The following is a 23,070-nucleotide window of genomic DNA, read 5'->3' as shown; positions in this document are numbered from 1 at the left end:
TGCAAAAAGAAAGAAGCTAATCGTAAAAACGACAGCTTCTTTTGAATAATATATCATTAGCTTGCCTTTTCCTCTGAGGAGAATGGCGAAGGAATTTCATCTCCATTTGAATCTGTAAATTTAATGTGAGAGGTGTCAACCTTTTTCCCTACAGTCCATAATTTAACGTTTTCTGCCCCTCTAATTTCTGAAACCTTATCCTTCTCAATAAAAACTTCTTTCACTTCGGCTCCTGTTAAATCAACAATCGCACCTTTTTGTGCAGAGCTAATGACGACTCTTGTTTTCTTCAAGCCTTCCCCTTTTAGGGTAGCAGACTTTTTCAGCCAAATCCCTTCTGTAATTGAGGAAGTCTCGTCCATAATAACAAGGACATTGTCTGGTCCAATTACAAGTTTTTTCGCTTTGTAGCCAACAAGATCATACACTTTATCATATTTTGGCTCCTCCGGCTGAACTTTCTGTTTCAGCTCTGTTTGAATCAAAACAGGATCATGATCACTAGCACGGCCATGCTCCACCATGAAGCCAGAATTAATATGAACAATATCTACCTCTGTTGAAGGAGCTAAATTATTCGAAACTAAAATATGATCTAGAACTTGTGCATTTCCTTGGTAATTATATGAGTAACGCTCTTTAGCAGGTACTTTCTCAATCATGTTTGTCAATTCTTGACCTTTTAGAACGCGCAGCGGATTGGAGAATTCAAAATCATTAAAATCCCCAACTAAGACAATGTTTGCACTTGGATCCTTCGCTAAAACATCTTTAACAAAGCCATTTACAATCGCTGCAATTTGCAATCGCTGAACCTCACTGTTTAATACCGGAGGCTGTATCTTACCAAACAGAGGAAGATCCCCGCCTTTTGAATTAAAATGGTTTGCGATAACGATTACCTTTTCACCATTGAATTCAAACTGTGCTGCAAGTGGCTTACGGCTTGATTCAAAGGCTGGATTAGTCGGGTCAATGCGTCCCGGGTTTAAAGTAAGCTTGCCATCCTCAAAACCAACAGCTTCATTAGCCCATCCTTTCGTTCCAGGAACTAGCGAAACACGTTCTTCGTTATAAAGGAAACCAACGCGAATATTTCCTCCCGGCTGTCCGCCATCCATTTTATCTACGGGCGCAATATCAATATACGTGTATTTAGGTCCGCCAAGTGCTTCAATTTTATCAATTAATTTCGCTGCACTTAAGCTCGCATCTGTCGTGCCGCTGTCTGTCGGTCCATCATTATCCTGAACCTCTGTTAAACCAATAATATCTGGGTGCTTCAAATTCATAACAATGGCTTCTGCTAGCCGTGATACTTTTTCTTCATCTGTTTTCGTTGAAAAATTCTCAACGTTATAAGAGGCGATTGTTAATTTATTGGCATCTGGGGCAATCGTCGTTATTTCCCTGGAATTAGTCCCTTCGATTAATGGAGGCAAATCAGCTCGGTTGCTTAACACCTTATAATTGCTGTATCCGTAACTAACAACACCTTGAATGGAACCTTGAAAATGATCCCCCATTTTAGCAACAAAACGATTGTCATTAATATCAATTGTAATTCTTTCTGGATTAAAATCAGATTCTGTAATACGCAACCCGCCTGCTGTCGTGTTTACCGGAACATTTTCAGGAACAACAATGAGTTCTCCATATTTTTGCGGAGCGACAACTTTAGGGTTGTTCACTTGAACGAGCATCCCTTCCAGGCTTTCAAAGAAGTCAATTCCATCCTCTTCAGGATCAAAGACTGCTAGCCCATCATTATCGATTACTGTTACCGGAGGAATTCGGTCAACCCCAATAACAACCGGTGCCGGAAGAGCCTGATTACTTGCTGAAATTCCAATAAAAGAAGCATTTATCTCTGTCACTGGAAGGTCTGTTTGCAGCTTTTCTGCATATCCCTCAAGAACCCATTCCTTTACTTGACCGTTTACGATCACAGCATCCCCAACTTTAACTCCATGAGATTTTTTATACACTAATATTCCTTCTGATGTATTAGGATCAGCATCTGGGTGCGGGTCCTGCATATAAAAATTACTGGCATCTACAACTTTCGTTACAATCCCCTCAACACCAGCAACATTTTCGTCTGCATATGGGGAATAGTGTCCAGCACCTTGAATGTCATGAATGCGGATAGATTCCTGCTGAACTTTATAATTGAAAACTTCTATATCGCTGTCCTCTAAGCCCTCTTTTATAGCAATTGCTTTTATCGTTAATGAATCATTAACTGCAATAGGCTCTTTATAAAGAGTGCTTGATACAGTCGGTTCAGCTCCATCTAATGTGTAATAAATAGCTGCACCAGCAGTAGCAGTTGTTAATGTAACAGTCGATCCTTTAACAACAATTCCCCCATTTGGAGAAGCACTAACTGTTTGAACTTTAATAGGCTCTGTCAGATCAAAAGAATAGCCCGTAGGATTTTTTAAGCCTGGCACGGCAAAATATGCCTCTAGTGAACCAGTAATTTGAACTTTCACACCTAGGTTTTCAGGATGATCTTTAAGATTTAGTTCGGCTCTAATATTATTATTAGGCAGCTGAACAGGTAAAATTTTTGCAGCATCTGTTTCATTAGGAGAATCCGCAATAGCAATATTGGTATTAACCGTGAAAGGTCCGCTATGCTGATATTTTGGCCCGTTATTTGTGACACCCACAATATATCCTTCTACTTTAGCTGTTCCGCTATTATTTGCAATCGCCTCTGCAACTGAAAGCGTCTCTGCTGCTTTTGATACTTGAAATGGAACAATTAAGCTCAAAATCATTGTAAAGATAAGCACTAAATTAAATGACTTTTTCTGCCGATTTCTCTTCATTCAATCTCCTCCAAATTCTAGTAATGTGAAGTGCACTTTCACCTCTAGTTAAGCACGGCAGTATTAACAGTACAATTGCAATTTTGTAAAAAATAGATGATCTAGCAAAAATGATCATATAATACTATTATTCTTGTGGGATCAAAAGCTCATTAGTATTTGTTTATATAGAAACTACTAATCACTTTGACACAAAACCAAACATTACCAAGGATCTATAGTTTTCATCAATGAAAAAGCATCCACTCTAGTATAGCCGGCACAAAATATAAAATTCAAAAAGCTATTGTAATATCACCGTTTTCAAAAAATAAAAAAAATTCCTTGACAAACACACTTGTCCTCATACATAATCACAATTAATATTATTTGAACGGTGCCATTGGCGCCTAATCGATCAAAAAATGGAAAAGCAATGAATAAGACCAGTAAATAGATAACGGCGAAAGAGAGTGAAGCTCAGCGGCTGAAAGGCTTCACCGTCCACTTAGCTATTGAACCTATCTTATGAGCAGTTAGGCAAACCTAAACGTGTTTTCCGGCGTTAACGGATTAGAGATGCCCTTTTTAGAAGTTATTCTTAAAAGGGGTAATTAAGGTGGTACCACGAAAGCAAAGTCCTTTCGTCCTTTACAGGATGAAAGGACTTTTTTATTTTCCCTACATCTTTTACTCTTAAAACATTTTTATCAATAAACACAAAAACAAGGAGGGTCTAAACATGAAAAAAATAGCTTTTATCGGTGCAGGTTCTATAGCAGAAGCTTTAATATCTGGAATCGTTAACAATAAACTAGTTGATAGTAAAAATATTTGGGTAACAAATAAGGCTGATCAAGAGAAACTAACTGAGATGGAGAATCAGTATGGCGTCCAAGCCACTTATCGTTTAGATGAAGTATTTCGAGATGCCGATATTGTTTTTTTGGCTATGAAACCAAAAGATGCAGGAGAAGCCATTACGAGAATAAAGAATTACTTAACAAATGACAGCCTAGTAATATCCGTATTAGCAGGAATAAGTATTAACAGCATTGAAAAACTGGCAAAAAAATCATTAGCGATTGTTAGAGCAATGCCAAATACATCAGCAGCAGTTGGCAAATCAGCAACGGCACTAGCAATAAACGATAAAGTATCAAGCGAGCAAATGAAGCTTGTCAAAAAAATGTTTGAGACGGTTGGCTTAACGACCATTGTTCAAGAGGAACAGCTCGACGCTGTTACTGGATTATCTGGAAGCGGTCCTGCCTATATCTATTATCTTGCAGAAGCAATGGAAAAAAGTGCTATGGACATTGGACTCGAAAAAGAAGTTGCAAAGGAGCTCATTGTGCAAACATTACTAGGGGCAGCTGAAATGCTTTCAAAATCAGCAAAAGAGCCAAAACAGCTTCGTAAAGAAGTGACGAGCCCAGGAGGAACTACAGAAGCTGGCATAAAAATATTGGATTCATACAGTGTGCAAAATGCATTTATTGATTGCATTAAAGAAGCAACGGCACAATCAAGAAGACTGGGAAAAGCATTAGGAGGGGAAATTAGCGTTTAATAAATTCGCATTATTATTGTCAAGGAGGCAGTATTGACATCATTATCTTACTTTCTATAAGCCTGCTAGTTTGGATATTTGTTTTGATTGATGCATCTCTTGGTTTTAGAACACTTAAACGCCTTGAAGATGAGAGCGAGCTAGAAAACGGACCGCTCGTTTCCATCATTGTTGCAGCCCGAAATGAAGAAAAAGATATCAAAACAAGCATTGCCAGTCAGTTGATGCAGCATTACAGAAATATTGAATGGGTCTTAGTCAATGACCGGTCCACCGACAAAACCGGGGAAAAAATGGAGCAGCTAAGAGAGTCAGATTCACGAATAAAGGTCGTTCATATTTCAAATCTGCCAGACGGCTGGCTTGGAAAAAATTATGCTCTGTTTACCGGTGGACAAATAGCATCTGGAGAATTGCTCTTATTTACAGATGCTGATGTTCTTTATCAGCCAAGCGCAATAGGCAAGGCTGTCGGTTATTTTACCAGAAATAAGCTAGATCATTTAACCGCAGCCCCTAATTTAAGCGGAAATAGATTTTGGCTTAAAACTTTTGTTGCCTTTTTCCTGTTTGGATTTTCATATTATAAACGTCCATGGATGGCTAATAAACCTCAATCCAAAACAGGTATCGGAATCGGAGCTTTTAACCTCATAGCTAAGAGTACTTATGAATCAATAGGAACACATGAGTCTATAAAAATGCGACCTGATGATGACCTGATGCTCGGTCAAAGAATAAAACGGCATGGATACAGTCAGAGGATCGTAACTGCCCTGGATTTGCTTGAGGTGGAATGGTACGGCAGTTTAAAGGAAGCATTAATTGGATTAGAGAAAAATACATTTGCCGGGCTTCACTACCGCATTAGTATGGTATTGTTTGCTATTTCCGGAACATTCATTTCCCAAGTTATGCCGTTTTTCACCATCTTTACGGCAAATACTTATATTTCTGCTTTAAGTATGGCCAACGTCATTTTGATAGCTTGTGTCTATACTCTTATTATTAGAAGAATGACAACCTATTCACCACTGCTATTTCTCGTTTTCCCTATTACAGCACTTCTTTTTATATACTCTATAATTCGAGCAAGTCTCTTAACGTTTATCCGGGGAGGCATTGTTTGGAGAGGTACAAAATACCGTCTGAAAGAATTACGGGAGAAGGATTAACCAGATTTAGGGCAATTTCTTTTTTTTATCCTCGTCTCCTTGATATACTAATATAGAAGTAAAAATAAGGAGGCTCTCTATGGAAACAAAGCTTTTTTCTCCGTTTACGATAAAAAACACTACATTTAAAAACCGGATTGTCATGTCACCTATGTGTATGTACTCCTGCCATAATGAAGATGGCATCGTTGAAAATTGGCACAAAACTCATTATACAAGCCGTGCAATCGGTCAGGTTGGCTTAATCATTATTGAAGCAACAGCGGTAACCCCTCAAGGACGCATTTCTCCAAATGATTTAGGAATTTGGAGCGATGATCACATAGAAGGATTAAAAGAGCTGACAGAGTTAATGAAGGAACATGGTTCAGCAACAGGAATTCAGCTTGCTCACGCTGGAAGAAAAGCTGTTTTGGAAGGCGAGATTATCGCTCCTTCACCACTCTCCTTCAATGAACAAATGAAAACTCCGAAGGAAATGTCAATGGAGGATATTCAGGATACAGTCGAAGCATTTAAACAAGGTGCTGTCCGAGCCAAGCAAGCTGGCTTTGATGTCATTGAGATTCATGGAGCGCACGGCTACTTGATTAATGAATTTCTTTCCCCACTATCGAACAAACGGACTGATGGATATGGGGGATCTGCTGAAAATCGCTACCGTTTCCTCCGTGAAGTGATCGATGCCATTAAGTCAGTATGGGACGGACCGCTTTTTGTTAGAATTTCAGCAAGTGACTATCATGAAGAAGGTATGGAAGCAGAGGATTACGTGGAAATGGCTCACTGGATGAAGGAGCAAGGTGTTGACCTGATCGACTGCAGTTCAGGAGCAGTCGTCCCAGCAAGAATACATACGTACCCTGGCTACCAAGTGCCTTTTGCTGAAAAAATTAAAAAAGAAGCTGAAATTCCAACAGGTGCTGTCGGATTGATTACATCCCCAATACACGCAGAGGAAATCCTGCAAAATGATCGCGCAGATTTAATTTTTATCGCTCGTGAGCTATTGCGTGATCCATACTGGCCGCGAACAGCCGCAGTAGAACTAGGCGCACAAATCCAATCCCCTAAACAATATGAGCGCGGCTGGATGTAAATGACCCTGAAATAAAAACAGGATGGATAAATTTCTCCATCCTGTTTTTATTTAAATAAGCTCCAATGAATCTAAAAATACAATAATAATGACAACCGGTACAACAAATCTCATCAATAAAAACCAAACAGTAAAAATCAGATTTAACCCTTTCGATCCTTGGATTAATTCACTTCTTAATAAGTCTTTCTTCATTTTAAAAGAAACGAAAATTGAAATGAACAATGCACCTGTCGGCATTAAAATATTGCTGACTAGAAAATCAGCGCTATCGAATATACTTTTACCAAAGAACGTAATATCAGACAGCGTGCTAAACGATAAAGCTGAAGGAATACCGACTAGAAAAATAGCTGCCCCCATCATCCAAGACGTGGCCGTTCTTCCTTTCCCCTTTTTGCTAGTGAGTGCTGCAACAACGATTTCTAACATTGAAAAGGCTGATGTCAGTGTTGCAAATAAGAATAAAGCAAGGAAAAAAAGCAAGAACCATTTTCCAAACATAATTTGATCAAAAACTGATGGTAAAACAATAAATAACAGCCCTGGACCAGCAGTCGGCTCAAACCCTAATGAAAATACTGCTGGAAATATAGCGAGCCCCGCTAGAAGGGAAATAAATAGATTCATAAAAACGACAGATAGAGCTGGCTGAAGGATGCTCTCTTTTTTTGATAAATACGAGCTATACGTAACCATAACTGACACCCCTACACTCAAGGAAAAAAATGACTGCCCCATTGCGTACAGAATGCTATCTGACGTTAACCTTGAAAAGTCAGGCTTTAAAAAGAAGCTGATCCCTTCCATCGCATTATTTAATGTAAGGGAACGAAAAATTAAAATAATAAACAAAATAAATAGTGCTGGCATAAGAATTTTACTAATTTGTTCAATTCCCTTTTGAACGCCTCTTGCGACAACATAAATGGTAATCACCAGAAAAATGCCTTGTGAAATTACTACAGGTACCGGATTGGAAACAGTTGAGCCAAACAATGCTTCATAATCAACATTACTTGAAGCTCCCACCAGATCCGCCACATTGTAATACAGATATTGAATAATCCAGCCGCCAATTACGCTATAAAAGGATAGGAGCAGAAAGCATGTAAATACCCCTAAATAACCAATCCAATGCCATTTAGTTCTAGGAGCAATTGTTTTATAAGCAGAGATTGCTTCTTTTCCCGTACTTCGTCCAATGACAAATTCCCCTAACAGCAGCGGAAAACCAATTAGCAGAGAAAAAATTAAAAATAATAAAATAAATGCCCCGCCTCCGCTCATGCCTGTAACGTAAGGTAGCTTCCAAATAGCCCCAAGCCCGATGGCTGATCCAGCAGAAGCTAATATAAATCCAATTTTCGATGACCATTGTTCATCTTGCTGCATAAATGCTCCTCCTCAAATAAAATCCTGTTAACAGAATGAAAGCCTAAAATATCAATTTTTTTAAAATACAAAAAAGCCACAGCCTATCAAAAGGGACGTGAATACTTCACGCGGTACCACCCTTTTTGAAAGCATGTGACTTTCCACTCAACATGTTAACGGAATGACCGTTTTTACCGCCAATAGAAGACAGTAAAAAAAGCTCCAAGCTGAAATTCATCTTATCTTTGTGTTAGTTTCCACCAGCCACTAACTCTCTCTAAACAGGGAAATAAGACTTAATAGTAACTCTTCATAGCTTTACTGATATAATAATTTAGGTTTAAGTGAGATTATAGTATGTGCTTTTAGGTATGTCAAGAACAAATGCGCAAGCGCCTTCGGAACAATTAAAGGACAATTGTTCCTGCGAGGATTATTCGCAGAAGCTTTCCTTTGTGCTCACCCCCGACAAGCACAAGACAAGCCTCACGGAAAGGTGTTCTTTACCTTTTTGGGAGGATTGGCTTGTGACCTCGAGGGGGTAGGCGCTGGAGCTGAACGTAAACAAAATTTTTGACAACGTTATACACAGCATGCGAATTTATAATTTCCTATACAATAAAAAATTGAAAATTACATCTCTTCCTGAAGAAATAGAAGACATTCACCTATTTCCAAATCCGATTTAACTTCACTTCATCGTTATGAATCAAAATTTCAAAAACATCAGGATTCGTCATATTCATTAATTGTTCAAATCCAAAACGATCATCAAAATACCGAAGCATTAAGGTCGTAAGGTTTCCATGGCTAACTAAAATAATATTCTGATCTTCAGACAGAATAACATCCTCTAAGATAGACTGTACCCGCTCCATTGCCTGAGCGTGTGACTCTCCGCCTTCAAAGCAAAGATCAAAATCAGCAAAGCTTTCCCTAAGCTTATCTTGCCAGTCATCAAAATAAGATGAACTAAGCATGCGCTCTCCAAGCCTTTCATCCTCTAAAATGTCCATACCTCTAGATTTAGCCAAAGGGCTAATCGTTTCAATTGCCCGTAAATAAGGACTCGAATAAATTCGATTAATCTCTTTTTCTGAGAAAAAAGCAATAAGAGCATCCGCTTGTTCCCTGCCCTTTTTGGTAAGTGCCGAATCAAATGGCTGTCCCTCCGCATGTGCATGACGGATGAAATAAATCGTTTTCATCATTAAGAGACTCCTCTCCTTTTATAAAAAATACTTCTATTTCTCAAACGGAATATTAATTTCCTTAAAATCCAATGCAATATCAGTATTAGAAAAAATAGTTTGTGCCTCTTGAACTAATGTCTGCCAATCATTTCGGTCATATCTTGAACTAATATGTGTAAGACAAAGCTGTTTGGCCCCTGCCATTTTCGCAATCATAGCTGCCTGGGTTGTAGTGGAATGAAAATATTCAAACGCAAGATTTTCCTCGCCGGCAGAAAAAGTTGCTTCATGAATAAGCAAATCCGCTTCTTTTGCCAATTCAATAGCGGCTTCACATTTGCGAGTGTCTCCAAGAATTGTCACAATTCTTCCCTTTTGCGCAGGACCTACAAATTCAGAAGAGTTAATGACTCTCCCGTCTTCAAGAACAATCGGCTCTCCTTTTTTTATTTTTTTATAAAGTGGTCCTGGCTTTATGCCTGCCTCCAGCAGTTTTTCTGCAAGAAGAGTACCTGGCCGATCCTTTTCGATAACACGATAACCATAAGAAGGAATACCATGCTCAAGAAGGCGGGCTTCCACTAAAAACTCATTATCTTCAAAAATAATACCTTCCTCAATCTCAATGATTTTTAAAGGATATTTTAAATATGTTTGGCTAATGGTTAAGGAAATTTCCACATATTCCTTTAAACCCTTTGGACCGTAAAGAGTTACTTCTGATTCGCCGCCTTGAAAAGAGCGGCTTGATAATAAACCGGGTAAACCGTAAATATGATCTCCGTGAAGATGAGTAATAAAAATTTTTTCAATTCTTCGCGGTTTAATGGAAGTATGTAAAATTTGATGCTGGGTTGCCTCCCCACAATCGAATAACCAGATAGTGCCGCGTTCTTCAAGCAGCTTTAAGGCAATTGAGGTCACATTCCTCAGCTTAGCAGGCATTCCCGCACCTGTTCCTAAGAAAAAAACATCCATAAATAAACTCCTTTATCAAAGATCAGCTTCCTATTTTAACTATAACACATCCATTCCATTAAACAGTAATGATGCCATAAAGACGCTTAGATAGAAAAAAAGTCTATTTCTCTGAATAGAGTAAATAGACTTTATATATATATCATTTTAATTTTTTTCGATCTGCTGCTTGTGGAACTTTCTCCATCCAGCCTTGATCTATCATAATATTAGCTCCGTCCTCAACATAAAGACTGATGTCTAATAAAAAGCGTGCATACATGGCTCCAATGTCTCGCCTTCCGTTAAGTGAAGCAGCATTTGCATATGTTCTAATTTTCATTGAGAACATGTCTATTTTATGCCATAACATTAATTTATCTGAGAAAGGCGCAATGGTAGAAGTGCTTACAAGATTGTCCAATAACAATAGAGCCGGTAAATTATCGTTATGAAGCTGTTGTATACAATTTTCAATGTGTTTACTTGTAATTTCCTTTCCTCTTAACATAAACCTCTCAATTGATCCCATCTTGGCTACTTGGCTAAATGCAATTAGCAATGCCTTGCTTGTTACGTTATTCTCAATATTGTCGTATAGATGCGAAATTTCTAACGCATGGAGAGGCCTAACATCCCCTAAAAAGCCATTTAAATAATTTTGTTTTTTCACAAAATCCACATTCTCAGGTATAGGAATAAGCGGTGGCTTAATATAAAAGCCTTTTTCCATTAATACGTCATTAACCTCTGTAATTAGCTTAACAGTTGAGTTTAGTGCATTAATAAAAAAATCTCTAATATTTTTTTTTGTCATTAGAGGGATGGCAATTGAATAAATGCTCACTCCAGCTTTCCCCGTATATTTCAAGTAATGGAGGTAAAGCTCATCCGCAAATAACCTTGGAGCATCAAGGTTTACATCTTCATCTGAGAACCCAGCAGGCACTGGAAAGTTTTCTTGCTTAAATATATCTTTAATTTCAACTATAAGCCTTTCACTAAAGTTTAGTGCAGTTCCAACAACTCTTTTAATATCCTCGTCTTCTGTATGATGTTGAAAATAACTAAGAACACACTTAGCCATCGTATTTCCCATATAAGTAGCCCATAGTTTTCCAATTTCAGCTGATGTCAAGCTACTGCGATCCTGATGTTCCATTGGACACCTCCAAACACATTGAAGAAAAAATTATATAGCCAGGAATAACTTTTATTTTTTTACGTTTAAAAAGATTTTATACTTAAAATTATTGAAATTAAAAAATACTGTTTTTGTAAACTTTGTTGTTAAGACTAAACAGTGAACCGTTCCTTTCCGCTACAGGCACTTGCTTTCCGCTCCAATCCACTCTGTGGTTTAAATATTGTAAAGTAAGCAACAATCTTTTAGAACAAAGCCTTAAAAAAAGAGTGCCTATCGTTAATAGAGCACTCCTGTAATTTACAATCCTTTATTCTCTCTCTTGAAGAAAATCCTTGTTAAAGCTTGTTTCTGTCCCTATTCTTTGCTGCTGCTTTTTGATTTCAGGCATTCCTGCAGCACTTTCGATTATTTGGGAGCCATATTTTTCACGAAGATTTGACAGTGCCTTAAAAAGCGGCTCCTTTTTGGCCTCTGCCTCGTAGCTAAATAAATCAAGCTGTTTAACGGCCTCATTGTATTCAACTAAATCTGTTCCAGTAACCCCTAGTAGCCTCACAGGATCACCAGTCCAATGTTTTAAAAATAATTTCTTGGCTGCTGAAAATATTTCTTCCTTCTTCTGGATTGGATTTTCGAGTTTTTTGCTTCTTGTCACTGTTTTTCTATCCTTATAGCGAATCATAATACTCAATGAAGATGAGAGGACCTTTTTTCTTTTAAGTCTGGCTGATACGGTGCCAGACAGATTTTCAATAACCTCAAGAAGCTCCTGCTGATTAGAATTATCTCTCGGCAAAGTCGTAGAGTTCCCGACACTTTTGAATTCTGAAGCAGCCTCAGGATCTACCATTCGTCTGTCAATTCCATTTGCTCTTTCCTTCAGACGAATACCATTAATGCCAAGTGCAGATTTAAGCTGAATGTCATTAGCAATCGCTAAATCCCCGATTGTATCGATTTGCATACTGCGCAATTTTCCCCCTGTCTTTTTCCCAACTCCATGCATTTGTTCAACTTCTAATGGCCAGAGGATGTTTGGAACATCTCTTTTCCTTAGTACGGTTATCCCCATTGGTTTTTTCATATCTGAAGCAGTTTTAGCTAGGAATTTATTAGGAGCAATCCCAATACTGCATGGCAAATCCAGCTGCTGCATGATCTGCTTTTGAATTTTCTCAGCAATTTCAAGAGGTGTACCGTGTTCATAGCTCTCGGTTATATCTATATAGCCTTCATCTATAGAGACTGGTTCAACGAGATCCGAGTATTCATTTAAAATTTCAAACATTCCGATGGAAGCGGCACGATATCTATCAAAGTTAGGCTTTTTAATAATGAGCTCCGGACAAAGCTTCTTCGCCTCCCAAAGCGGCATTGTTGTTTTCACCCCAAACCTTCTAGCCTCATAACTGCATGTCACGATAATCCCTCTCCGTTCAGCAGGATTGCCGGCAATTGCAAGCGGCTTCCCTTTTAAAGAAGGATCATAGGCCATCTCAACTGAGGCATAGAAGCTGTTCATATCAACATGTAGAATGACGTGGCCATTTTTCGGGTACATTTGTTTCATGCCGACACTTCCCTTACCTTTACTCTGCTACTATTTTACCAAAATGGCTTCCGTCTTTCACTTTTCGAATAAAAAACAGAGGATGGCTGCCATCCTCTGTTCGAAATATTATGCATTTTCCATTTGCGACATCATAAATTCCTGAATCTGCTTGATCCCTTCTAAACATTGAACCATTTCTGAAGGATCTATCAAAGTGATAATGCGCGAATCCAAATTAGCCACACCAGTAAAATATGTTGTCTTTTTATAAGCGATAAGACCAAGCTGTTTTATCTTTTCAGATGGAATATCAATAATTTCTTTTGCGTCCTTAACAATTACACCAATTGACAGCTCATTCGTATGTAAAACAATGATCTTTGCTGATTCATTCATTATGGTTGGCCGATTGTATAGAACTCTTTCAAAATCAATGACCGGGCTTAGCTCTCCTCTTACTTTAAATATTCCATTCACATAATCAGGCAAATTCGGGATAGGTGTAATTCCTTCCACTTTTTCAATTGAAATGACAAATCGAATAGGAATCGCATATTCTTCATTTCCAACTTGAAAAACCACAACTTTATTCGTCTCTTCCATGCAATCCCTCCTATCTATAGGTAGTTTCCCCTATACATATATTACTAAATAAGTGAGAATTTTTGAAGGAAATATTACTATTTCTTGCTAAAAGCTGGTTAACTATTGATTGCACCACGATTAAATTTTTTTAGGAGCTGGCCAAAGATCTCTCGTTCTTCGTCAGTCCAGCTTTCTATAATTTCTGACACTCTTTCCATTCGTGATTTTTTATACTGAAGCAATTCTTTTTTCCCTAATTCAGTAATTTGAAGAAAATAGGCCCTGCCATCTGATGGGTCAGGAATTCTGTATACATACTCTTTTTTCTCCAGTGAAGCGGTTTGTCTGCTAACTGTTGAAATATCTAATTGAAACTCATCTGCCAATATTTTCACGCCTGCTGATCCATTATGCACGTTTATTTGATGTAATAATAAATATGCAGATCGATCAAGATTACCAAACTTTTTATAATTTGAAATGGAATTTATTCGTCGAATTAGGATAGCCAGTTCAAGTTCAATAGTTTCTATAGCTCGTTCGTCCATTTTTACTACCTCGCAGTATCGTAATGATCTATCTCTATCATAACATAACCTGCATCTTTTTCTAAAAAACTAAGGGAAAGCTTCGACACCTAATTGACAGAAATAAAAATAGTTGTATAATACAATAATGTAGTTTCATAATACAACTAATTTTCGATGACACATATATTATGAAATAATTCTTTTAAATAACTAGATAATAAAATAAAGGAGAGATGAAAATGTCATCAACTACTCAAAGGGTTCATGCTGATTCGCTGAAAGCAGCAAACACAAGTATTCTGCATCAGCCAAAGTCAGTTTGGGCCGTATTCTTCGCCTGTATCATCGCCTTTATGGGTATTGGATTGGTGGATCCGATATTACCAGCTATTGCCCATAATTTAAATGCCACACCAAGTGAGGTTTCACTCCTGTTTACTAGCTATAATGCAGTTATGGCAGTGGCTATGCTTATTACTGGAATGATTTCATCCAGATTAGGCGTAAAGCGAACCTTGCTTACTGGGATTGTTATTATCGCTTTGTTCTCTGCCCTTGGAGGATTTTCTAATGGGATTTGGACGCTTGTTGGTCTACGCGGAGGCTGGGGGCTTGGAAATGCACTTTTTGTTGCCACTGCATTAGCTGCTATTGTATCCCTCTCAACTAGCGGAACAGCGAATGCGATCATTTTATATGAGGCTGCTATTGGTCTTGGGATATCAGTCGGCCCCTTATTAGGAGGCTGGCTTGGAGGCATGTCTTGGAGAGGTCCCTTCCTTGGAGTTGCCGTATTAATGGTTATTGCTTTTATTGGTCTTATTGTATTAATGCCAAATCCGAAAACAACTCAGTCTGAACGTCCTAAAACAGCATTAGCTGATCCGTTTCGTGCTCTTAAGCAGCATCGATCGCTCCTTGTTTTTGGATTAACCGCTGCTCTTTATAATTTCGGATTCTTTACCCTTTTGGCATACACACCATTTGTTATGGGACTTGATGAGCATGGCTTAGGACTTGTGTTCTTGGGCTGGGGAATTTTACTTGCAGTTACTTCAGTATTCATGGCTCCAAAGCTGCAAAAGCGCTTTGGAACGGTCAAGTCTATGTGTGCAATGCTTATATTATTTGCGCTCATTTTATTCATTATGGGTATTTGGACGTCTATTCAATGGGTTGTTATTGCAGCAGTCATATTTGCTGGTTCCCTATTAGGAAACAACAATACGTTAATTACAACAGCTGTTATGAATTGTGCACCAATTGAACGTTCAACAGCTTCTGCAGCATATAGTTTCCTACGTTTTATCGGAGGTGCGATCGCTCCTTTCCTTGCAGGAAAGTTGGCTGAATGGTTTAACCCGCATATGCCTTTTATAGTGGGAGCCGTATTTGTCCTTTTATCGGTGCTATTTATTTGGGCAAATAATAAACATGTAAAGCATGTCGATTCTATTGAATCAGGACATTAAAATTCAACACACAAAAAGCAGTGGATTTCATAATCACACTGCTTTTTTGTTTAAAAGTATATAATTTAAGCTGATACTTCCTCAATAATCGCAAGAACCATTTCCGCTAATTTATACAATTCTTCAATTGGCATCCGCTCATTCGTTGTATGAATTTCTTCATAGCCGACAGCTAGATTAACCGTTGGGATTCCAAAACCAGCAATTACGTTAGCATCGCTTCCTCCACCGCTTTTTAACAGCTCACAGCTGCGGTCAATTTTAGCTGCTGCTCTCCGTGCTACTTCAACAACATGATCGCCTTCACCAAATTTGAAGCCCGGATACATGATTTGAATTTTAACATCTGCTTTTCCGCCCATTTCGGCTGCGGCACTTTCGAACGCTTCTTTCATCTTTTGCACTTGAGCTTCCATTTTTTCATTAACTAAAGAACGTGCCTCTGCGAGAATATCTACTCGGTCACAAACGATATTAGTTTGTGTACCGCCTTCAAAGCGGCCAATATTTGCAGTTGTCTCTTCATCAATTCGACCTAAAGGCATTCTTGAAATCGCCTTTGCCGCAATCGTAATGGCTGATACTCCTTTTTCAGGAGCAACGCCAGCATGAGCTGTTTTCCCATGAATAGTTGCAAATACTTTCGCTTGAGTAGGAGCAGCGACAATAATATTCCCAACCTTGCCATCACTATCTAGTGCATAGCCGAATTTTGCTTTCAGCAAAGATGGATCAAGAACCTTCGCTCCAACAAGGCCAGACTCTTCTCCAACTGTTATAATGAATTGGATTGTACCATGAGGAATGCTTTGTTCTTTAAGAATTTTAATGACTTCCAACATTACCGCAAGACCTGTTTTATCATCAGCCCCTAAAATTGTTGTACCGTCTGTCACTACATAGCCATCCTTTATTGACGGCTTAACTCCTCTAGCTGGAACAACCGTATCCATATGGGAAGTAAAATAGATCGTGTCCACACCTTCTTTAGTACCAGGAAGTGTACAAATTAGGTTGCCAGCTCCATGTCCAGTCTGTTCAGTAGTATCATCTTCAAAAACTTCTACACCTAAATCAGAAAATTTCTGTTTTAATACGTTTGCAATTTCTGCTTCATATTTTGTTTCCGAATCAATTTGAACAAGTTCTAAAAATTCGTTAAGCAAGCGCTCTTGATTAATCATTTCTTTTTCCTCCAATATTTTACATACACTTTAGCATGTTTATAACAAATAAATTATACACCTATATGTTACAGCGGTATATTTCCATGCTTTTTCTTAGGTCTTGATTCTTGTTTATTTCTCAGCATTTCAAGAGCTTGAATCAATTTAATTCTCGTTTCACGCGGATCAATGACATCGTCAACCATCCCTCTGCTGGCAGCTACATACGGATTGGCAAATTTCTCGCGATACTCCTCAATTTTCTGTGCTCTTGTCGCTTCTGGATCTTCACTGTTTTGAATTTCACGGGCAAAAATGATATTTGCTGCCCCCTGAGGACCCATAACAGCAACCTCTGCATTTGGCCAAGCAAAAACGAGATCAGCTCCAATAGCTTTACTATTTAAAGCTACATAGGCACCGCCAAATGCTTTACGCAAAATTACCGTCAGCTTTGGAACGGTTGCTTCAGAATACGCATACAGAATTTTTGCACCATGGCGAATAATCCCGCCATGCTCCTGCTTAACACCTGGGAAAAAGCCTGTTACATCCTCAAATGTAATGATCGGGATATTGAACGAATCACAGAAGCGAATAAACCTTGCAGCTTTATCAGATGAATCAATATCAAGTCCGCCTGCCATAACCTTCGGCTGATTGCAGACAAGGCCTATTACTTCTCCCTTAATTCTAGCCAATCCCACAACTATATTTTTAGCAAAATCCTGATGAATCTCTATGAAGGAATTTTGATCAACGACTTGCTCAATCACTTTGCGCACATCATATGGACGAACAGCGTCGAATGGAATTACATCCGTTAAGTCCGGACGGTAATCATCCTCATTAGCAGTCTCGAGTCTTGGTGGCTTTTCTTCATTATTTTGCGGTAAATAGGTTAATAAATGGCGCACTTGTTCGATCACTTCTGCTTCTGTTTTTCCTTTAAAATGCGCATTCCCGCTAATCGTATTATGTACATTTGCTCCGCCTAAATCCTCAGAAGAGATTTTTTCTCCTGTAACCGTTTCAATGACCTTAGGACCCGTAATGAACATTTGACTCGTTTCCTCTACCATAAAAACAAAATCTGTGATGGCAGGAGAATAAACTGCTCCGCCAGCACAAGGTCCCATAATAACTGAAATTTGCGGAATAACACCTGAATAGATTGCGTTACGATAGAAGATATGACCGTATCCATCTAAAGAAACAACACCCTCTTGAATTCTTGCACCGCCGGAGTCATTTAAACCGACGAAAGGTGCGCCATTTTTAGCAGCTAAATCCATAACATTCGCAATTTTTTTCGCATGCATTTCCCCAAGAGCTCCGCCAAACACCGTAAAGTCTTGTGAAAATAAAAAAATCGGTCTGCCATTTACTTTACCATATCCAGTTACTACACCATCTCCCGGCCCCTTTTGTCCTTCTAAGCCAAAGTCTGTACAACGATGTTCAATAAAAGGATTTAATTCCACGAAAGTGCCAGGATCAACTAATAAATCAATCCGCTCTCTAGCTGTCAGCTTGCCTTTTTCATGCTGCTTTGCAATTCTTTCATCTCCGCCGCCCAATTCTATTTCTCTTCTGCGGTCATATAACTCATTAATCTTTTCATAGATGTCTGCCATTGCTTCCTTTCATCCTTTCCTCTCACAAAATTCATAAAGCACTTTTCCTGTTGATTTTGGGTGCATAAACGCAACTTGCGCACCGCCTGCGCCAATTTTTGGCTCTTCATTGATCATGGAAATGCCTTTTTCCTTCATTTCTTTTATCCGTTCCTCGATAGATTCAACCCCTAAAGCAACATGATGAAGGCCTTCACCGCGTTTTTCGATAAATTTCGCGACAGCGCTTTCAGAACTAGTCGGCTCTAGCAGCTCTAGTTTTGTTTCACCTGCTTTTATGAAAGCAACTCTTAGCTTTTCACTTTTAACCTCTTCAATACCAAGCAGAGGAAGCTTTAAAATGTCCGTATAAAATGGCAGTGCTTCATCAAGCGAGCAAACTGCAATTCCGATATGATCGACTTTTTTAATCATTTGTTCCCCTCCATTTGCTATACTCTTAAAATTATAAACTTTTCTATAATAAAGGGAAACACCAATCATTAATCGGGTTCCCTTTAAATACTCTGAATATTTTTTAATAATAAAAACTATTGCATTATATATTCTCTAAAACTGTCGAAAATTCCTTTAATAATTCGAGCGGTTGTTCAATTAGAGATTTCCTAGTAAAATGTAAACAAGAAAACTATGTTGGCAGGGAGTGAAATGTATTGTCAAATAAAAAAGTGCGTAAGATAATTGTTTATTTAATGATATTCGCCATGCTTGCCTCTACATTAGTCATTGGCGCATCCATGTTTTTTTAATAGATTTACGTTACTATATCAATAATAAGAGGCTGATAAAAAGGAAGCGGCAGAATACTCGCTCACATTGCATAAATGTTGAGCAGACTCTGCCACTACTAATCAGCCTCTTTATTATTGAATTGCACCGTAGTCTCGACCAAGTTGTTCATAGCTTTTTTCTGAAGTAATAATAAGGATTTTTGTTCCGATTGGAATCATCGTATAAAGAGATTCTACGGCTTCATTTTGAAGTCTTATGCACCCTTGGGAAATATATTTTCCAATTGAGGATGGATCATTTGTACCGTGAATTCCATATATTCTTCCGTCTGTTTCAGCGGCATCAAATCCAATCCATCTCGTTCCTAGCGGGTTATCAGGCTCTCCGCCTTTTATATCTTTTTTACGATAATAAGGATTTTTTGCCTTAACTGTAATCGTAAACATCCCTTCTGGTGTTAAATCCTCGGTTTTCCCTGTTGCAGCAGTAATTACTGTTTGGACTTTATTCTCATTAATTAAAGCAACTTCATTTGTTTTTTTGTTAACAATAATGAATGGATCGCCTGGCAGGGGATTTTGCCCTAATGGCCAGATTGGCGAAATTGTAAATGCAATCATTATGGAAGTAATAAGCTTTATCAAAACAATCACCAACCTTTTTAAAGGTTAGTTTTCACCTGAATAGTGTGGAACATGCACTTTTCTGCCAATTGGAAGCTCTTTAGTTGCACTTTTTATCCACAAATACTCTTCCATTTCCCTAACAAATTGAAATAGAGCTGCACGTGCTTCAAATTCAATTCTTGTCTTAGGTAAATCCATATTTTTAAATGACGTCTTCATTTTATAAAGCTTATCTAAAAAAATATGAGCAGTATTTCCCGGGTGAATATTTTTGGATAGATCCTCGATAAAATCCGCAACCATTTCCCCCTGCTCAACTGTGTATGAAATTGAAGTCACAATAGGCAGTACACGCTCAATAATTTCAAATTGTTTCTCTCTCATTTTAAAGTAATGATAGAAAATATTCTCATTACGGAGAAAATGATTTTCCACATCACGATAAGAAAGAGCTTCAGCCTCCTCAATCAATCTGGCTGTCTCAGTAATTTCAAGACCATCCCAATTGCTCTCATTTACTCGAAGATAAATAACTATTTCTTCAAAAATCCGTTTGAAATTTTCTTCTATTTGCATTTGGTATTCACCTAGCTTCTGATCGAGGCTAGGCATAAACAAGTTAGCAATTAGTGCTACACCAATACCAATTGTAATAATCCCTAATTCATTTAATATTATTTCTGCGGTTACCTGTCCAGCAGAATAAATATGCAAAATAATCACACTGCTCGTTACAATGCCATCACTAATTTTTAGCATTACGGTTGTCGGAATAAAGAATAACAGCAGCAGTCCGATCATTAATGGGTGATAAGCTATCCCTTCAAAGATCACTGCCGATAATATAATAGCTAATAGGCATGCAAAGAAACGGTCTAATGATGCTTGCAAAGACATCTTTTTTGTAGGCTTTATACAAAGGATTGTAATAATACCTGCTGAAGCAAAATTATGAAACCCAAAGATTTGCGCCAAAATTATAGCAGCTGTTGTACCAATAGCTGTTTTTATCGTTCGATAGCCAATGCGAAACTTCATAATGTGGTTACTCCTAGTCATCCAATATATGCGAAATAATTATAAACTTCATAACAAATTATGTCCAAAAAAAAGAAGATGATCAATAGAAATCATCTTCTAAGTACTTATATCATTATTATATTCTAGAGTACCTTTTGCAAGAAGTCTCTTGCACGTGCTGATTTTGGGTTCGTAAAGAATTCATCTGGTGGCGCATCCTCCACTAGTACCCCTCCATCTAAAAAGAGCACACGATCAGCAACCTCTTTCGCAAATCCCATTTCATGCGTAACAATTGCCATCGTCATTCCTGTATGAGCCAGTGACTTCATAACGTCAAGCACTTCTTTAACCATTTCAGGATCAAGGGCTGATGTAGGCTCATCAAACAACATCACTTCCGGCTGCATTGCAAGTGCACGAGCAATGGCTACACGCTGCTTTTGTCCGCCAGACAAGCGGTTTGGATATTCATTGGCTTTCTCTGATAATCCAACTTTGCCTAACAGCTCAAGCCCTATTTTCTCTGCTTCCTGCTTTGTCATGCCTTTTACAGTAATAGGTGCGTATGTTAAATTTTGCAGAACAGTTTTATGGGGAAATAAATGAAAATGCTGAAAAACCATTCCTACATTTTGTCGCACCTTCATAATATTTGTTTTTTTATCGGTAATATCATGATCTCCAATTGTAATCTGGCCAGCTGTCGGCTTCTCTAGTAAATTAATACAGCGAAGGAAAGTTGATTTCCCCGAACCGGAAGGACCAATGATGGCAACAACTTCTCCATCCTTTATTGTCGTTGATATCCCTTTTAACACTTCTAATTTGCCATATTGCTTATATAAATTTTCAACCTTAATCACCGCGTCTCATTCTCCTTTCAACTGCTTTGCCGAGGAGTGTTAACGTAATAACCATTAAATAATAAATCATACCAGCCAATAATAATGGTTCAAAGAATCTATATGTGTTCGCCCCAACCTGATAGGCTCTGCGCATAATATCCATTACTCCAATTGTCGTGACGATCGCAGACTCTTTCGTTAATGTAATAAATTCATTCATTAATGCAGGTAAAATATTTTTTAATGCCTGCGGCAAAATAATATTTAACATCATTTTGCTGTATGGCACACCTAGAGCCATTGCCGCCTCGCTCTGCCCTTTATCAACTGCGAGAATTCCAGCACGAATAATTTCAGATATATAGGCAGCGGAGTTAAAGCCGAATGCAAGAACAGCTGCAAGGTATGGTTCAATTTGATATCCAAATATTTGCGGAGATCCAAAATAAATGATCATCAGCTGCAGAACTAGGGGAGTTCCGCGGAAAATAGACGTATACCCGTCTGCAAACCACAATAGCAGTTTTACGGAACTAATCTTAAACAATGATAATATAATTCCTAATACAAACCCCAATAAACCGGCTCCTGCAACAATTTGAAGTGTTACGGTAATCCCCTTTATCATGTATGGTAGGGAAGGGAGTATGGAAGAAAAATCTAAATTCATCCGGAAGCTCAGTCCTCTCTAAATATCACAAGGGCAAAAACGTTCAGAAGTCGTTTAACTTCTGAACGTTTGCCGCCAGTTGGAATATTATTGTGCTTCAAAATACTTTTTAATAATGGCATCAACTTCGCCGTTTTCAATCATTTCTTTTAATACTTTATTGAATTCTGCAGTAAGCTCACTGTTCTTAGGAAGCGCAATCGCATATCCGCCATCAGCGTCTTCAACTGTAAAGCCTTCAAGATCTGGATTATTATCTAAGTAGCCTTTAGCAACTGTATCTTCAATAATTGCCGCATCAAAACGGCCAGCTTTAATTTCTTGGATTAGTTCAGGAATACGGTTGCGGTTTTCAACAGTCATGTCCACTGTTTTGGCTAATTCATTTGCCTTTTCTTCCTGAATTGACCCTAACTGAGCACCAATCTTTTTGTCTTTAAGGTCTTCTACCTTTGTAATACCGCTATCTTTCTTTGAAACAATCATATGTTTAGAAGTATAGTAGACCTCACTGAAATCTACACTTTTCTTTCTCTCATCTGTTGCAGACATAGCAGCAAGAACAAAGTCCACTTGACCAGATTGTAATGCTTGAATTAAGCCGCCGAAGTCCATATCACGTACTTCAAAATCATAGCCTAATTTTTTTGTAACCGCTTTAGCAATATCGATGTCGATTCCAATAATGTCATCACCTTTAGCTGTATCGATATATTCAAACGGTGCATAGTCTCCAGAAGTCCCCATAATTAATGTTTTCTTTTTAGAGTCATCGCCTTTAGATCCGCCTGTAGTTTTCTCTCCACTCGTTCCACATGCGGCAAGCAAACCGATTAGTAGAATACTAACAAAAAAGTAAGAAACGATCTTTTTCATATATTCTTCCCCCTTA

General features: G+C 38.2%; 21 protein-coding genes and 2 other annotated features. Of the genes, 5 read left to right on the top strand and 16 right to left on the bottom strand.

The window, feature by feature from the left end:
- Positions 1-56 precede the first annotated feature (56 nt).
- Entirely contained in the window at positions 57-2,840 is a 2,784-nt protein-coding gene (locus H0173_RS11205) for a DUF6359 domain-containing protein (RefSeq protein ID WP_221846608.1), read from the bottom strand.
- Between the two features lie 406 nt (positions 2,841-3,246).
- Positions 3,247-3,474, top strand: a binding site (T-box leader).
- An 87-nt stretch (positions 3,475-3,561) separates the two neighbouring features.
- Here H0173_RS11205 and proC point away from each other — a divergent pair.
- From proC to namA, 3 genes are all read left to right on the top strand, one after another.
- A complete protein-coding gene (gene proC, locus H0173_RS11200; protein WP_221846607.1) occupies positions 3,562-4,392 on the top strand; it encodes a pyrroline-5-carboxylate reductase in 831 nt (276 codons plus the stop codon).
- Positions 4,393-4,475: 83 nt separating this feature from the next.
- A complete protein-coding gene (locus H0173_RS11195) occupies positions 4,476-5,567 on the top strand; it encodes a glycosyltransferase family 2 protein (RefSeq protein WP_260631143.1) in 1,092 nt (363 codons plus the stop codon).
- A gap of 79 nt (positions 5,568-5,646) precedes the next feature.
- Complete coding sequence (namA, locus tag H0173_RS11190; RefSeq protein ID WP_221846606.1) at positions 5,647-6,666, top strand: NADPH dehydrogenase NamA; 1,020 nt, start codon at positions 5,647-5,649, stop codon at positions 6,664-6,666.
- 51 nt (positions 6,667-6,717) lie between these two features.
- Here namA and H0173_RS11185 read toward each other — a convergent pair whose 3' ends face one another.
- The 7 genes from H0173_RS11185 to H0173_RS11155 all read right to left on the bottom strand — a co-directional run bounded on the left by H0173_RS11185 (position 6,718) and on the right by H0173_RS11155 (position 14,025).
- Positions 6,718-8,061: a sodium-dependent transporter gene (locus tag H0173_RS11185; RefSeq protein WP_221846605.1), complete on the bottom strand. Its 1,344-nt coding sequence runs from the start codon at positions 8,059-8,061 to the stop codon at positions 6,718-6,720.
- Positions 8,062-8,149: 88 nt separating this feature from the next.
- Positions 8,150-8,366, bottom strand: a binding site (T-box leader).
- Positions 8,367-8,711: 345 nt separating this feature from the next.
- Positions 8,712-9,254, bottom strand: coding sequence for a histidine phosphatase family protein (locus H0173_RS11180; protein WP_260631142.1), 543 nt, complete (start codon positions 9,252-9,254; stop codon positions 8,712-8,714).
- 33 nt (positions 9,255-9,287) lie between these two features.
- On the bottom strand, positions 9,288-10,214 hold the full coding sequence (gene rnz / locus H0173_RS11175; protein ID WP_221846604.1) for a ribonuclease Z: 927 nt from the start codon (positions 10,212-10,214) through the stop codon (positions 9,288-9,290).
- A 142-nt stretch (positions 10,215-10,356) separates the two neighbouring features.
- Complete coding sequence (locus tag H0173_RS11170; RefSeq protein WP_221846603.1) at positions 10,357-11,355, bottom strand: DUF3231 family protein; 999 nt, start codon at positions 11,353-11,355, stop codon at positions 10,357-10,359.
- Positions 11,356-11,647: 292 nt separating this feature from the next.
- Positions 11,648-12,910 carry a DNA polymerase IV gene (locus H0173_RS11165; RefSeq protein WP_221846602.1) on the bottom strand — a complete coding sequence of 421 codons (1,263 nt, stop codon included), beginning with the start codon at positions 12,908-12,910 and terminating at the stop codon, positions 11,648-11,650.
- 108 nt (positions 12,911-13,018) lie between these two features.
- Complete coding sequence (locus H0173_RS11160; protein WP_221846601.1) at positions 13,019-13,495, bottom strand: chemotaxis protein CheW; 477 nt, start codon at positions 13,493-13,495, stop codon at positions 13,019-13,021.
- Between the two features lie 98 nt (positions 13,496-13,593).
- Entirely contained in the window at positions 13,594-14,025 is a 432-nt protein-coding gene (locus H0173_RS11155) for a MarR family winged helix-turn-helix transcriptional regulator (protein WP_221846600.1), read from the bottom strand.
- Between the two features lie 221 nt (positions 14,026-14,246).
- Between H0173_RS11155 and H0173_RS11150 the strand changes: the two genes are divergently transcribed.
- Positions 14,247-15,479, top strand: coding sequence for an MFS transporter (locus H0173_RS11150; protein ID WP_221846599.1), 1,233 nt, complete (start codon positions 14,247-14,249; stop codon positions 15,477-15,479).
- 65 nt (positions 15,480-15,544) lie between these two features.
- Here the strand turns inward: H0173_RS11150 and H0173_RS11145 are convergent, their stop codons facing one another.
- The 3 genes from H0173_RS11145 to mce all read right to left on the bottom strand — a co-directional run bounded on the left by H0173_RS11145 (position 15,545) and on the right by mce (position 18,696).
- Positions 15,545-16,663: a tripeptidase T gene (locus H0173_RS11145; protein ID WP_221846598.1), complete on the bottom strand. Its 1,119-nt coding sequence runs from the start codon at positions 16,661-16,663 to the stop codon at positions 15,545-15,547.
- Positions 16,664-16,731: 68 nt separating this feature from the next.
- The gene (locus tag H0173_RS11140; protein ID WP_221846597.1) at positions 16,732-18,282 is read right to left on the bottom strand and encodes an acyl-CoA carboxylase subunit beta; all 1,551 of its coding nucleotides are present in this window, start codon (positions 18,280-18,282) and stop codon (positions 16,732-16,734) included.
- A gap of 9 nt (positions 18,283-18,291) precedes the next feature.
- Positions 18,292-18,696: a methylmalonyl-CoA epimerase gene (gene mce / locus H0173_RS11135; protein ID WP_221846596.1), complete on the bottom strand. Its 405-nt coding sequence runs from the start codon at positions 18,694-18,696 to the stop codon at positions 18,292-18,294.
- A gap of 254 nt (positions 18,697-18,950) precedes the next feature.
- Between mce and prli42 the strand changes: the two genes are divergently transcribed.
- The gene (gene prli42, locus H0173_RS11130) at positions 18,951-19,031 is read left to right on the top strand and encodes a stressosome-associated protein Prli42 (RefSeq protein WP_313770634.1); all 81 of its coding nucleotides are present in this window, start codon (positions 18,951-18,953) and stop codon (positions 19,029-19,031) included.
- A gap of 114 nt (positions 19,032-19,145) precedes the next feature.
- On the opposite strand, the gene H0173_RS11125 is transcribed toward prli42, so the two are convergent.
- The 5 genes from H0173_RS11125 to H0173_RS11105 form a co-directional block, all read right to left on the bottom strand.
- Positions 19,146-19,634, bottom strand: a complete 489-nt coding sequence (locus tag H0173_RS11125; RefSeq protein ID WP_221846856.1) for a L,D-transpeptidase — start codon at positions 19,632-19,634, stop codon at positions 19,146-19,148.
- Between the two features lie 48 nt (positions 19,635-19,682).
- Entirely contained in the window at positions 19,683-20,678 is a 996-nt protein-coding gene (locus tag H0173_RS11120) for an aromatic acid exporter family protein (RefSeq protein ID WP_221846594.1), read from the bottom strand.
- A gap of 125 nt (positions 20,679-20,803) precedes the next feature.
- Positions 20,804-21,526, bottom strand: coding sequence for an amino acid ABC transporter ATP-binding protein (locus H0173_RS11115; protein WP_221846593.1), 723 nt, complete (start codon positions 21,524-21,526; stop codon positions 20,804-20,806).
- Positions 21,519-22,178 carry an amino acid ABC transporter permease gene (locus H0173_RS11110; RefSeq protein ID WP_221846592.1) on the bottom strand — a complete coding sequence of 220 codons (660 nt, stop codon included), beginning with the start codon at positions 22,176-22,178 and terminating at the stop codon, positions 21,519-21,521. Before H0173_RS11110 ends, H0173_RS11115 begins: the two co-directional genes overlap by 8 nt.
- An 87-nt stretch (positions 22,179-22,265) precedes the next feature.
- Complete coding sequence (locus H0173_RS11105) at positions 22,266-23,054, bottom strand: transporter substrate-binding domain-containing protein (RefSeq protein WP_221846591.1); 789 nt, start codon at positions 23,052-23,054, stop codon at positions 22,266-22,268.
- Between the last annotated feature and the right edge of the window lie 16 nt (positions 23,055-23,070).

The sequence above is a fragment of the Bacillus sp. S/N-304-OC-R1 genome, from assembly GCF_019749375.1.
Classification (GTDB): domain Bacteria; phylum Bacillota; class Bacilli; order Bacillales; family Cytobacillaceae; genus Cytobacillus.
Note: the sequence above shows the minus strand (reverse complement) of the source record. Positions and strands in the feature narration are given on the sequence as shown.

Bases quoted from the DNA above. Each gene is read 5' to 3' on its own strand.
- rnz (WP_221846604.1), bottom strand. From the start codon at position 10,214: ATGGATGTTTTTTTCTTAGGAACAGGTGCGGGAATGCCTGCTAAGCTG.
- H0173_RS11120 (WP_221846594.1), bottom strand. From the start codon at position 20,678: ATGAAGTTTCGCATTGGCTATCGAACGATAAAAACAGCTATTGGTACA.
- H0173_RS11140 (WP_221846597.1), bottom strand. From the start codon at position 18,282: ATGGCAGACATCTATGAAAAGATTAATGAGTTATATGACCGCAGAAGA.
- H0173_RS11105 (WP_221846591.1), bottom strand. From the start codon at position 23,054: ATGAAAAAGATCGTTTCTTACTTTTTTGTTAGTATTCTACTAATCGGT.
- H0173_RS11145 (WP_221846598.1), bottom strand. From the start codon at position 16,663: ATGATTAATCAAGAGCGCTTGCTTAACGAATTTTTAGAACTTGTTCAA.
- H0173_RS11205 (WP_221846608.1), bottom strand. From the start codon at position 2,840: ATGAAGAGAAATCGGCAGAAAAAGTCATTTAATTTAGTGCTTATCTTT.
- namA (WP_221846606.1), top strand. From the start codon at position 5,647: ATGGAAACAAAGCTTTTTTCTCCGTTTACGATAAAAAACACTACATTT.
- H0173_RS11185 (WP_221846605.1), bottom strand. From the start codon at position 8,061: ATGCAGCAAGATGAACAATGGTCATCGAAAATTGGATTTATATTAGCT.
- H0173_RS11170 (WP_221846603.1), bottom strand. From the start codon at position 11,355: ATGGAACATCAGGATCGCAGTAGCTTGACATCAGCTGAAATTGGAAAA.
- H0173_RS11125 (WP_221846856.1), bottom strand. From the start codon at position 19,634: ATGATTGCATTTACAATTTCGCCAATCTGGCCATTAGGGCAAAATCCC.
- H0173_RS11160 (WP_221846601.1), bottom strand. From the start codon at position 13,495: ATGGAAGAGACGAATAAAGTTGTGGTTTTTCAAGTTGGAAATGAAGAA.
- proC (WP_221846607.1), top strand. From the start codon at position 3,562: ATGAAAAAAATAGCTTTTATCGGTGCAGGTTCTATAGCAGAAGCTTTA.
- mce (WP_221846596.1), bottom strand. From the start codon at position 18,696: ATGATTAAAAAAGTCGATCATATCGGAATTGCAGTTTGCTCGCTTGAT.
- H0173_RS11180 (WP_260631142.1), bottom strand. From the start codon at position 9,254: ATGATGAAAACGATTTATTTCATCCGTCATGCACATGCGGAGGGACAG.
- H0173_RS11110 (WP_221846592.1), bottom strand. From the start codon at position 22,178: ATGAATTTAGATTTTTCTTCCATACTCCCTTCCCTACCATACATGATA.
- H0173_RS11155 (WP_221846600.1), bottom strand. From the start codon at position 14,025: ATGGACGAACGAGCTATAGAAACTATTGAACTTGAACTGGCTATCCTA.
- H0173_RS11165 (WP_221846602.1), bottom strand. From the start codon at position 12,910: ATGAAACAAATGTACCCGAAAAATGGCCACGTCATTCTACATGTTGAT.
- H0173_RS11150 (WP_221846599.1), top strand. From the start codon at position 14,247: ATGTCATCAACTACTCAAAGGGTTCATGCTGATTCGCTGAAAGCAGCA.